8 protein-coding genes and 1 pseudogene are annotated in these 12,181 nt (G+C 64.4%); 7 read left to right on the top strand and 2 right to left on the bottom strand.

The genetic code is table 11. The features are described 5' to 3' along the window. The first annotated feature begins 37 nt into the window (after positions 1-37). The 5 genes from ACW17U_RS03565 to ACW17U_RS03545 are packed head-to-tail and all read left to right on the top strand — an operon-like array spanning position 38 to position 5,091. Positions 38-2,326, top strand: a complete 2,289-nt coding sequence (locus tag ACW17U_RS03565) for a chemotaxis protein CheA (RefSeq protein WP_492054874.1) — start codon at positions 38-40, stop codon at positions 2,324-2,326. Then, the gene (locus ACW17U_RS03560; RefSeq protein WP_062148110.1) at positions 2,323-2,772 is read left to right on the top strand and encodes a chemotaxis protein CheW; all 450 of its coding nucleotides are present in this window, start codon (positions 2,323-2,325) and stop codon (positions 2,770-2,772) included. Before ACW17U_RS03565 ends, ACW17U_RS03560 begins: the two co-directional genes overlap by 4 nt. Next, the gene (locus ACW17U_RS03555; protein ID WP_062148113.1) at positions 2,769-3,137 is read left to right on the top strand and encodes a response regulator; all 369 of its coding nucleotides are present in this window, start codon (positions 2,769-2,771) and stop codon (positions 3,135-3,137) included. Before ACW17U_RS03560 ends, ACW17U_RS03555 begins: the two co-directional genes overlap by 4 nt. 47 nt (positions 3,138-3,184) lie before the next feature. Continuing rightward, positions 3,185-4,261 carry a protein-glutamate methylesterase/protein-glutamine glutaminase gene (locus ACW17U_RS03550; protein ID WP_492054872.1) on the top strand — a complete coding sequence of 359 codons (1,077 nt, stop codon included), beginning with the start codon at positions 3,185-3,187 and terminating at the stop codon, positions 4,259-4,261. Beyond that, a complete protein-coding gene (locus ACW17U_RS03545) occupies positions 4,258-5,091 on the top strand; it encodes a CheR family methyltransferase (RefSeq protein ID WP_492054871.1) in 834 nt (277 codons plus the stop codon). Before ACW17U_RS03550 ends, ACW17U_RS03545 begins: the two co-directional genes overlap by 4 nt. Positions 5,092-5,156: 65 nt before the next feature. Here the strand turns inward: ACW17U_RS03545 and ACW17U_RS03540 are convergent, their stop codons facing one another. Both ACW17U_RS03540 and ACW17U_RS03535 read right to left on the bottom strand, forming a co-directional pair. After that, positions 5,157-8,315 carry a hybrid sensor histidine kinase/response regulator gene (locus ACW17U_RS03540; protein WP_492054870.1) on the bottom strand — a complete coding sequence of 1,053 codons (3,159 nt, stop codon included), beginning with the start codon at positions 8,313-8,315 and terminating at the stop codon, positions 5,157-5,159. Then, on the bottom strand, positions 8,312-10,252 hold the full coding sequence (locus tag ACW17U_RS03535) for a methyl-accepting chemotaxis protein (RefSeq protein ID WP_492054869.1): 1,941 nt from the start codon (positions 10,250-10,252) through the stop codon (positions 8,312-8,314). Before ACW17U_RS03535 ends, ACW17U_RS03540 begins: the two co-directional genes overlap by 4 nt. 258 nt (positions 10,253-10,510) lie before the next feature. On the opposite strand from ACW17U_RS03535, the gene ACW17U_RS03530 reads away from it, so the two are divergent. Beyond that, the gene (locus tag ACW17U_RS03530; protein ID WP_492054868.1) at positions 10,511-10,885 is read left to right on the top strand and encodes a response regulator; all 375 of its coding nucleotides are present in this window, start codon (positions 10,511-10,513) and stop codon (positions 10,883-10,885) included. A gap of 123 nt (positions 10,886-11,008) precedes the next feature. Further along, a pseudogene (locus ACW17U_RS03525) lies at positions 11,009-11,719 on the top strand (hypothetical protein); the annotation flags it as partial. Positions 11,720-12,181 lie beyond the last annotated feature (462 nt).

Raw genomic sequence — 12,181 nt, 5'->3', positions numbered from 1 at the left:
GTGACTGTCACATCTCGTCAAGTCGATAGGCGCCGCCATGGATGACCTGATCTCCGACTTCCTGACCGAGGCCAATGAGAGCCTTGAGGTCATCGACATCGAGCTCGTCCGCTTTGAGGGCCATCCGGGTGACCGGCCGGCGCTCGACAAGATCTTTCGGCTTGTCCACACCCTGAAGGGCACCTGCGGCTTCCTTGGGCTGGGTCGACTGGAATCCCTGGCCCATGCCGGCGAGACCCTGCTGGGTCGCTTCCGGGACGGCAAGCTGCAGGTCAGCGGCGAGGCCGTCACCCTGGTTCTAAGGTCGATCGACCGCATCAAGTTGGTGATCGACGGCCTGGGTGCCACAGGTACGGAACCGGCCGGTGATGACAGCGACCTGATCGCGGCCCTGGAAGCCATGGCGATGGGCGCGCCTGGCGTCGAGACGCCCGCGTCGGTACCTGAGCCTGAGCCCGAGCAACAGGTCGAGGGCTATGACCCTGTTCTGGGCCGCGCCCTACGCCCGGGTGAAGTCTCTACGGCGGACCTCGACGCGGCCTTCGCCGCGGCGGAAGGTCCGGTCGATTCTGCCCCCCCTGCCCTGACCGAGCCCTCAGCAGCGATTGCTGATCCGCGGCCGGTGGGCACGGTCGAAGAGGACGCCGCGCCAATCGCCGCGACCCAGTCGATCCGGGTCGGGGTCGACGTCCTCGAAGACATGATGACCCTGGTCTCCGAGCTGGTCCTGACCCGCAACCAGCTTCTGCAGATCAATCGGGGCCGGACCGACGACAGTTTCTCGCCGCCCCTGCAGCGGCTCTCGACGATCACCGGAGAACTGCAGGACAGCGTCATGAAGACGCGGATGCAGCCGATCGGCCAGGCCTGGAAGAAGCTGCCGCGGATCATTCGCGACCTAGCCAACGAACTCGACAAAAAGATCGACCTTGTTCTCGAGGGCGAGGCCACAGAGCTCGACCGCCAGGTCCTTGAGCAGATCCGTGACCCCCTGACCCACATGGTCCGCAACTCAGCGGATCATGGACTCGAAGGCCCGGCGGACCGCCGGACGGCGGGCAAGGCTGAGACCGGGACAATCCACCTTTCCGCCTATCATGAAGGCGGCTCGATCGTGATCCGGCTGCGCGATGACGGCCGCGGTCTGGATACGGCCCGGATTCGCGAAAAGGCGATCGAAAAGGGCCTGCTGACCCGCAGCGACGCCGAGGCGCTCAGCGAAAGCCAGGTCCACCGCCTGATCTTCGCGCCGGGCTTCTCGACCGCCGCCGCCATCACCAATGTCTCCGGCCGCGGCGTCGGCATGGACGTGGTGCGCAGCAATATCGAGCAGATCGGCGGTCAGATCGATCTGCAGTCGACCTTTGGCTCCGGCTGCACGGTCACCATAAAGATCCCCCTGACCCTGGCCATCATCTCGGCCCTGATCGTCGGGGCCAGTGGCGAGCGGTTCGCCGTGCCCCAGGGCGCGGTGCTCGAGCTGATCAAGATTGGCGACGGTGCCGAGCACCGGACCGAGGTCATCGAACAGGTTCGCATGGTCCGGTTACGGGAAGAACTCGTGCCGCTGATCGACCTGGGCGCTGAACTGGGCCTGCCCCAGACCTCACAGCCGAACTTCGTGATGATCATGAAGGTGGGAAGCCACCGCTTCGGTGTCATGGTCGAGGAAGTCATCGATACTGAAGAGATCGTTGTCAAACCCTTGGCCAGCGTGCTGCGCGGCATCTCGGTCTTCTCAGGCGCGACCCTCCTGGGCGACGGCTCGGTCGTGCTGATCATCGAGCCCAATGGCCTCGCTCAGCGCGCTGGCGAGATGCCTCTGGCCGCAAGGCGGGCGATCGACGCCGCCGCAACCAATGACGATGACGCCAAGATCGAGCGCAAGACCATGCTGCTGGTCCGCGTCGGGTCCGGTGCCCTCAAGGCGGTTGAGCTGGGCCAGATCACCCGGCTTGAACATGTGCCGGTCGGTGAGTTGCAACACCTCGGCTCGCGCGCGGCCCTGCAGTATCGTGGCAAGCTGATGCCGGTGCTGTGTGTCGATGAGGATCAACGCCTCAAGACAGAGGGCGTTCAGCCCATGCTGGTTGTCGCCGGCATGCTCTACACCATGGGACTGGCCGTTGATCGCATCGTCGATGTGGTCGAGACCCCCGTGACGATCGAGCTGAGCCCGACCAAGACCGGCATCATCGGCACGGCCCTGATCAATGGTCGGGCTACCGAGATCATCGACCTTGACCATTTCATGATCATGGCCCTGGCAGAGCATGCCCGGACCGCACCGGCCAGCCAGGCAGGTCAAGCCCAGGAGGCGGCATGAGCGTTCGCGACTATGTGACCGTCCGCGTCGGCGGCCATCTGTTCGGGATCGAAGCGCTGTCGATCCAGGACGTTTTCTATCCCCGCAACATCACGCCGGTTCCCCTGGCGGCCCACGAGATCCTGGGTGTGCTGAACCTGCGCGGCCGGATCGTGACGGCCGTCTGTGCTCGCCGGCGGCTGGGACTTCAGCCCCGCGAGGCCGGTGCGCCGGAGCCCAAGGCGGTCGGGATCGAGGTCGGCGGTGACAATTACGGCCTGATCGTCGACCAGGTCGAATCCGTGATGAAACTGGACTCTGACGAGATGATCCCGCCCCCCGACAACCTGCCTCCGCGCTGGGCAGAAATCATTCCGGGCGTCTTCAGATTGCCGGACTCCCTTCTGGTGATTTTTGATGCGCCGCGACTACTGACGGCGGGCCTGCAATTGGGAGTTGCCGCATGACCCGGTTCTTGGTGGTGGACGACAGTGGGGTGATCCGCAAGGTGGCCCGGCGGATGCTTGAGTCCCTGGGCTATGCCGTGAATGAAGCGGTCGACGGCGAAGACGCCCTGCAGGCCTGCCTCGGCGATATGCCCGACGCGGTGCTGCTGGACTGGAACATGCCGAATATGGATGGCCTGACCTTCCTGGAAGCCCTCAGAGCGTCGCCGAACGGAACCCGTCCGAAGGTGCTGTTCTGCACCACGGAAAGCGACTTCGACCACATCGCCGCCGCCATGGAAAAGGGCGCGGACGAGTATCTGTTCAAGCCCTTTGACCAGTCGACCCTGGAGAGCAAGCTGTCCATGACCGGGATCGCTCCGTGACGATACAGCCAAACCCTGCCGTTGCCCGAAGCGACCGTGTCAGGGTCATGATTGTCGACGATTCTGCGGTCGTTCGGGGCATGGTCTCGCGATGGCTGGACGCACGGGCCGACATCGTCGTCGTTGCCATGGCGGTCGACGGACTACAGGCCCTGAAGAAGCTTGAAGAACACGAGATCGATGTCTGTGTCCTCGACATCGAAATGCCCAACATGTCGGGCCTGGAGGCCCTGCCGAAGCTTCTGGCCCTGCGTCCGCGCCTGAAGATCATCATGGCCTCGACCCTGTCGGAGCGCGGGGCGGAAATCACCCTTCGGGCGCTGAGTCTCGGAGCGACCGACTTTATCCCCAAGCCCTCGACCAGCCGGATCGGCGGCGCGGAAGCCTATCAACGCGACCTGATCGAGAAGATCGTCCAGCTCGGCCGCCGGCACACGCCGGCGATCGAGCGGCCCATCAAGTCCTATCTGACGTCAAAGACCGAGCCGGTGCTCGCTCCACCCGCTGTACGCAATGACCCGCGCCCGAGCCGCAAGGTCCGGCTGGAGGCCCTGGTTGTGGCCGCCTCCACCGGCGGCCCCCCGGCCCTGCGCGAAGTTGTGTCCGGTCTTGGAGCTCACTGGCGCGGTCCGATCCTGATCGCCCAGCACATGCCGCAGGGCTTTACCCGGGCCCTCGCCCAGATGATCGGACGGGTGACGCCGATGACCGTCAAGGAAGGCGAGCACGGGGAACCCGTGACCGATGGCGTGATCTATATCGCGCCGGGCGGGTTCCACATGATCGTCGAGCGCGGCCGGGACGGCACGCCGACCATTCAGCTCAATCAGGGTCCCGAGGTACACTGGTGCCGTCCGGCGGCCGATCCTCTGTTTATCAGCGCCGCCGAGGTCTGGGGCGGGGCGGTGGCCGGTATGGTGCTGACCGGCATGGGTCATGACGGCCGCGACGGGGCACGGGCCCTGACGGAGCGTGGCGGACCAGTCCTCGTTCAGGACGAGGCCAGCAGCGTCGTCTGGGGAATGCCGGGGTCCGTTATCCATGCGGGCGTGCCCGCCGAAATCCATCCTTTATCGGCCCTGGCGCCGCAATTTCTGCAGTGGACACGAGTGGGAACGGCATGAGCACTCCAGATCTCAAGCATTTCAGGGACCTGCTGCAGTCACGGACCGGGATCGTTCTGGACGCCAGCAAGGGCTATCTGATCAATACCCGGCTGGCCTCGGTCGCCGGGACGAGCGGCTATGAAACCGTCGATGCCCTGCTGGCGGACATCCGCAAGGCCCCGGTCGAGCGGATCGTCGAGGCGGCGATCGACGCCATGACGACCAACGAGACGCTGTTCTTTCGCGATCAGAAGCCGTTTGATCTGCTGCGGCGCACCTTCGTCGATCTTGGCCGCAATCGGCGCGGGCCGATCCGGCTCTGGAGCGCCGCCTGTTCGACCGGCCAGGAGCCCTATTCCATCGCCATGCTCTGGCAGGAGGTGGCCCATCTGCTGCCCGGCGTGAGTCTAGAGATCATGGCGACGGATCTGTCGCGCGAATGTCTGGCCAAGGCCCAGGCCGGGATCTATTCGGGCTTCGAAGTGCAGCGGGGCCTGCCGGTCCAGAAACTGATGAAGCACTTTGAACGGATGGGCGAGAGCTGGCAGATCAAGGGCGATGTGCGCAGCGCGGTAACCTGGCGGCGCTTCAATCTACTCGATAATCCCAGCCATCTGGGCCGCTTTGACATCGTGTTCTGCCGCAATGTGCTGATCTATTTTGACACCAGCACGCGCAAGGCGATCCTCGAACGCATTGCCGGCCAGGTCGTCGATGATGGCTATCTTGTCCTGGGTGCCTCCGAAACGGTGATGGGCGTCACCAACGCCTTCCAGGCGGGCCCTGACGCCGGACTCTACCTGAAGACCTCAGCCACCCGCCCGGCAGCGGCCCGACTGACGGCCTAGGCCTCAGCGCCGGTGCCGGTGCCGGTGCCGGCGCTGGTGCCGGCACCGCACGCCCAAGCGAGATATCAGGCCGACCGCATGGCGGCGAAGGGTTCAGGGTCGAGTGCGGCACTGATCGCGCCCAACAGGCTGTTGGTCGAAATCGGCTTCAGCAAGCGGCCTTCGAACAGGCCGGCCTGGGAGTCCGGCAAGGCGGCGGCATCGGCTGAGCAGAGGACCATCGGGGAAAATCGATTGGGTCCGTTGCCGGAGCGGATGGCCTGGGCCGTGTTCACGCCGGACAGGCCCGGCATATGCCAGTCCATCAGGATCAGGTCATAGGGCTGGGCGTCTGCCGCTGCGATGGCCTCATGGCCGCCGGCGACCGCATCCACCGCCATGCCCAGAGGCTGCAGCATCAGGCTGATGACCTCGGCGATCCTTCTCTGGTCGTCAACCACCAGGACCTTCAAACCGGTCGGCAAAACCGGAGTCTCGGCTTCCTCGCTCAGTCGCGAGGCATCACACGCAGGAGCCGGAAGTTCGAACCAGAAGGTCGAGCCCTGGCCCTCAACACTGTCGACCCCGATCTCGCCGCCCATGGCCTCGACCAGGCCCCGGCAGATCGCCAGACCCAGGCCCGTACCGCCAAAGCGTCGTGAAATGGAGCCATCCACCTGCGAGAACCGCAGGAACAGTCGCGAAATCTGTTCAGGCGAAATGCCGATCCCGCTGTCGGTGACCGCCAGCCGCAAACGGCCGGTCTGCAGATCATGGGTCGCCACCAGCGAGACCTGACCGGTCTGGGTAAACTTGATGGCATTGCCGACCAGATTGACCAGCACCTGCCGGATCCGCTTGGCGTCGCACAGCACGAAGGGCGGCAAGGCGTCGAGACCGTCACCGCGAAGATCGAGCCCCTTCTGCACCGCCTGGCCCTGCAACAGGTCCAGGGTCTCGGTGATGATCGGGCCAACAGCTGTGGCTTCGGACAGGATCTGGATCTCGCCGGCTTCGATCTTGGAGAAGTCCAGAATGTCATTGATCGTCGACAACAGGGTCCTGCCGCCGGCGGCGATACGGTCGGCGGCAAGGCGCACCCGGTCGGACAGCTCTTGCTCGCCCTGAATCTGTTGCGAATAGCCGATCACGCTGGTCAGGGGCGTGCGCAGTTCATGGCTCATATTGGCCAGGAACTCGGCCTTGGCCGCCGCTGCGGCCTCGGCCTGGTGGCGGGCCCTGATCAGGTTCTCCTCCATCTCGCGGCGCTCGGAGACATCGCGGAACGTCGAGTTGACCAGAACGGTCTGGCCGGAGTCGTCCTTGACGAGGGAGGGGCTACCCTCCAGCCAGACATAGTCACCCGCCTTGGTCCGGACGCGGGACTCGCCATGCCCGGTCGGCTTGGCACCGGTGTTCTGAAAATGGGACTGAGCCGTGCTTATCGAAGCCGCAAGATCGTCGGGATGGACAAACTCGAACATTCGCCGCCCGACCAGCTCATCCGGCCGGTAGCCGAGATTGATCGCCGAAGGCGAGGCATAGTGGATCACCCCGTCGACCCCGAACTGCAGGGTCAAATCGCGGGCGCCGTCTGCCAGAATGCGATAGCGGCGCTCGCTGGCCTCGGCCTCCAGCAGGGCTTGGCGCGTCTCCGCATGGGCCAGGGTCAGGGCGGACTCGGAAGCCTTGCGCTCGGTGATGTCGCGCGAGACATCGATGAACTCCTTCAGCTTGCCGGTCCTTGAATCCCAAACCGCAAAGGGCCGGGACTCCATGACGCGATATTCGCCAGCCTGATTTCGGATCCGCGACTCGACCGGTTCCAGACGAACCCCAGGCTCGGCGGCCAGACGCGCATAGTATTCCGCCAGACGGGGGACATCCTCCGGATGCATGAATTCGCTGGTATAATGACCAACCAGATCCTCGGGCTCGAAGCCGAGGATATCCTGAACGACCGGGGAGACAGCCAGGGTCCGGCCATTGGGGGCAAGGCGCATGATGATGTCGCGCGACCCTTCGATCAGCAGCCGAAACTGCTCGTCACGCTCGGCCAGGGCCTGCTCGGCCCGCTTGCGCGCCGTGATGTCCCGGATCGCATGGACCAACTCCACGATCTTGTTCGAGACGGGATCCCGCAGGACACGAGGGTGCGTCTCGATCCAGATCACCTCGCCGTCCTTGCGGACCATACGATACTCGGCGACCAACTCGTCGTTCTTGATCTGGCCGCTCAGGAGGGGCGCAAACTGGCTCACCGTCTTGGACTGATCGTCAGGATGGACCAGATGCAGCAGGTTGCGACCCTTGAGGTCCTCAATGGCAAATCCCAGCACGCGCTCGCAGGCCATCGAGACGTAGGAGATGATGCCGTCGGGTCCGCAGACGACGATCATGTCGTTGCTGTTTTCGGCGATGCGACGGTAGTGGGCTTCGCTCTGGGCCAGTTTTTCACGCATGGCCCGGCTGTCGGTCATGTCCTGAGCAACGCCGCTGACCCGGATCAGCTCACCGGTCGAGGAGGTCTGGCCTGCCAGGGACGAGGTCAGGTAACGGACCTCGCCATCGGCTCGGCGAACGCGATAGTCACAGGAAATGACCTTGTCCGGCAGGATGGCGACCTGGTTGATCGCGGCCTCGATGACCGCAATGTCGTCCGGGTGAATCTGGGAATAGAGGCTGCTGAGGTCCTCGACCGGCTTGGCCGGGTCTGAGCCGTGCAGCCGATGAATGGCCGGGGAGCCTTCCCAGACGCCGCTTTCCAGATCGTAGGACCATTTGCCGACCCCCAGCAGGCGCTCGGCGCTGGTCAGCTGGATCTCGGCCACATTCAGGCGCGACTCGGCGATGCGCATCGCCAGCAACACCCCGAGACTCGCGGCGACTTCGGTCAGAATGGCCTTGGCCCGGCTGCTGATCGATCGCCGGGGCACGTCGTCAATGGCATAGAGTGCGGCCAGAAAGACGCCCTCTTCATCGTGGATGGCGACCGCCGTCAGGGAGCCGCTCTCGGCCGCTGCCCGCTCGACCAGACCGCCCCTGGCGTCGAGCCCCATGGCCAACAGCCCGTCAGTCCGCTGCAGCCGGTCAACCAGGGCCTTGTCCCGCTTCGAAGCCGATTCATCGGGCCAGGCCAAGCCTACGGTATTCTGCTCCAGGATACGGGCGACGCCCCGCAGGACCATGGTCAGGCGCGGATCGCCCTTGGCACCCGGCGTCTGGATCCGGTGATCCCCTCTCATCCGAACAACCGGTCAATCTCGTTCATGGCCTCAGCCTGTTCCGGGGTTTGGACGTCGCCGGCCTTGGGTTGGCCGCCGTCGCGGAAGCGGCTGATCGAGCTCATCAGGCCACTGGCTTCGCCGGCGAGCGACTGGCTGGCCCCTGTCGCTTCAGCGACCATCGCCGCATTGTTGCGGGTGATTTCGTCAATCAGGGTCACAGCCTCATGGATGGCGCTGATGCTGTCGCTCTGCTTGCGGCTGGACGAGGAAATTCCCTCCACCAGCCCGTGGATCTGCATGACGTGGCCGACGATCTCGGTCAGGACATGGCTGGTCTGGGACACCTGGTTGCCGCCGGCCGCCACCTCGGCATTGGCGCGGGTGACCAGGGCGCTGATCTCCTTGGCCGCCGAAGCCGAACGCTGGGCCAGGGCACGCACCTCCTGGGCCACCACGGCGAAGCCACGTCCGGACTCGCCGGCCCGCGCGGCCTCGACCCCGGCATTGAGGGCCAGGAGGTTGGTCTGGAAGGCGATCTCATCGATCACCGTGCTGATCTTGCCGATCTGGCCCGACGAAGACTGGATGCGCGCCATGGCCTCGATGGCCCCGTCCATTACCGTCGTCGAACGCTCGGCTGACTGCTTGGCGGTGGCGACGACGCTCAGGGCCTCGTCGGCGGTACGGGTGGTGACCGCGACCTCCCGGTGCAGAATTTTCAGGGATTCCGCCGATTCCCGAACCGAGGTCGCCTGCTGTTCCGTGCGGGAGGACAGCCGCTCGGCGGCCCGCGACAGCTCCGATGCCCCGAAGCTGACCGCTTCGGTCGCCTCCAGGATCGAGCCCATCACCGTGCCGAGCGCCTCCATGGAAGCGTTGAAGTCGATGCGCAGTTGGTCGAAGCCCGGCCCGAAACGCTCGGTCATGCGGATCGACAGGTCGCCAACCGCCAGGCGCTCGAGCGCATCACCCAGTTGGTCGATGATCGCCGCGTGGTCGACAGACAGACGCTCGACCTGCTCGGCCCGGGCCACCAGTTCCTGTTGATAGGACTTGATCTCGGCCTCGTCCGCCAGACGCGCCGTCTTGCGCTGCAGGGCCGCGCGCCGGAAGGTGTCGACCGAGCGTAGCATGCTGCCGATCTCGTCCCTGCGATCCAGAAACGGCGGCTCGATCTCGTACTGCCCCTCGGCGAGCCCGGCCATGTAGGTCGTGGTCTTGTGCAACGGAGCCAGCACCGTCCGGCGCAGATGCAGGATGATCAGCACGCTGGCGATCAAGCCGACGCCGGCCAGGACCATGGCCTCCAGCCGGGCCCGCTCCATCTGCTTCAGGACCGTTGCCTCAATCGCAGCATGTTGGGCGGTGACACGCTGCTGCAGATTCTGGCGCTGCAGGCTGAGGCTGTCGAGGTCGTCCGTCAGGGCAAGGGCCGCCGTGTCGAAATCGGCCATCAGGGCATTGCCGGCAGAGGTGCCGTTGTTGACATAGGCCTGGGCCATGATCACGCCGCTGGCATAATAGGCGTCAAACGCCGTTTGCGAGTTGGCCAGGCGCTGGGCCAGTTCCGGAGCCTCCAGCTTCAGCGCCAGGGTACGGGCCCGCGTCGCGTCCTGGACGAAGCGCTGACGGAAAGCCTCGGCCTCGGCAAAGCCACTGTTCAGGCCGTCCTCGCCGCGCGTTGCCGCAACATCCTGCAGGAACTGCTGAACCTGGATGGCATCGAATTTCATCGCCGCGATGGACTGGTTCAGCTCGAACGTTGCCGTCGTAACCTGGGCGTCGCGCTGGTTCTGCAGGTGCCTTTGGTTCAGGTCATGGCTCGCCGTCGCTGCCCACAGGCCCGCGACCAGCACGATCAATCCGCCCATCAGGACGAGGGCGATCGACATGTCGCGGGCGATGCGTTTGCTGTCACCCTGCAGTCGCCTGGCCTTTTTCGCCGACAAGTTCATGTACATCCCCAATCTCACTGAGGATCATGGTTGCCGAAACTTAACATGCGGGAAATGCGCTGCCTGACCGGCCCCAAACTGCGACAATTTGACTTGCTGCGGCGATCTGCTCAAATCGGTTGGTGTTCGTGGTGCTTGGTCAGGTGCCATGCAAGGCAAGGCCCACAGGGGTTTTGACGATAGGGCGCTTGATCGTTAAATCCCGAGGTCTGGCTTTGGCTTTCGCTGTAAAGCTTGGATCGACACTGGAGGGTCGCGATGGAAATTCTGGTGGTCGAAGACGATGAGTCCATCCGTAACCTGATTGTTTCCCAGCTTCAGGACGCCGGTTTTGAGGTTGTGACCGCAGCGGACGGCCTCGAAGGCCTGGCCGCCCTTCGGGACCGGCGGCCGGATGCCGTACTGCTCGACATCAACATGCCGCGCATGGACGGTTTCACCATGCTCGAGCGGATGAAGAGCGACCCTGCGACCAGCAACCTTCCGGTCCTGATGCTGTCGGCCCAGAGCTCGCCGGAAGACATTCGTCGGGCCGTCCAGCTGGGCGCTGACGATTATATCGGCAAGCCGTTCGAAAGCCGGCAATTGCTGCGCCGGGTCGACCGCATGATCCGCAAGATAACCCAAGCCTGACAGCGTTTCCGTGGCCGCGCGCGACCCGATGACGCAGCCCAGAATGGGTAATGGCGACGCTTTCTAACGGCACATTAACCATCGGCACCGAAAGCTGGATCATCGCTCTTCCAGGATCACGCCATGAAACTGTCGTCCGCGTTCGCCATCCTTGCCGGGGTGTTCGCCCTGTTCCTCGCGATTGCGGGAGGCGTGGTCTGGAACAGCATCGAGACCCTGCGGATCGGCGGTGCCAATTACCAGGGCATCATCGACAACAAGGACGCTATTGCCGACGTCCTGCCGCCGCCGATCTATGTCATCGAAGCCTATATGACCGCGCACATTGCCGAAGATGTGCCGGAAAACCTTGCCGCCAACAAGGCGGCGCTGGCGCGACTGAAATCCGAGTATGATCAGCGCATGACCTATTGGCGGGGCAAGACGCTCACGCCGGAGATCAAGGCCGCGATCTTCGGCGATTCAGATCGCTATGCTCAGCAGTTCTGGACGATTGTTGAACAGGGCCTCCTGCCGGCCGTTGAGCGCGGCGACCGCGCCGAGGTTGAGATCCAGGTACAGCAGATGTCCGCCGCCTTCGCCCAGCACCGGGAGGCCGTCAATCGCATGGTGCCGGTCATCCAGGCCGAGGCCGCCCGTCAGGAAGAGAATGCCCAGAAGGCGCAGACCTTCACTTTCGGCATCCTGATGGCCCTCGCCCTCGCCACCGTCGCGCTTCTGGCGGCGGCATCCATCATTGTCCGCAAGCACATGCTGGCCCCGCTGGAAGACACCACTGGCCTGATGAACGCCCTGGCCAACGGCGACCTGAATGTCCGCTCGAACCATGCCAAGCGGTCCGACGAGATCGGAGCCCTGGCCAAGGCCCTCGAGAAGTTCCGCACCAATGCCCAGGAGCGCCAGCGCCTGGAGGCGGCCACGTCCAGCCAGAAGGACATTGAGGTCGAGCGCGCCAAGCGCATGTCTGACCTGGTCGAAGCCTTCACCCGCAAGCTCGACGACGTGATCGGCGGGCTGACCACCTCGTCGCAGGAACTGCACAGCTCCGCGCTCAATCTCGACACCAGCTCCAGCAATGCCAGCCGTCAGGCCGAACAGGCCGATGAAGCCGCCCGCAACACCTCCAGCCACATCGAGGAAATTGCTGCGGCCACGGGCCAACTGCGCATCGCGGTCGAGGAAATCGCAAGCCGGATCGCCGAGTCGGCCCGCATCTCCAGCGAAGCCGAAGCGATCGGCATGGAAACCGAAAAGGTCATCGAGCAACTGGCCGACGCCACCCGTCAGGTCGAGGAA

The organism is Caulobacter sp. AVps16, from assembly GCF_058681455.1.
This window is presented reverse-complemented; position numbering and strand designations above follow the sequence as displayed.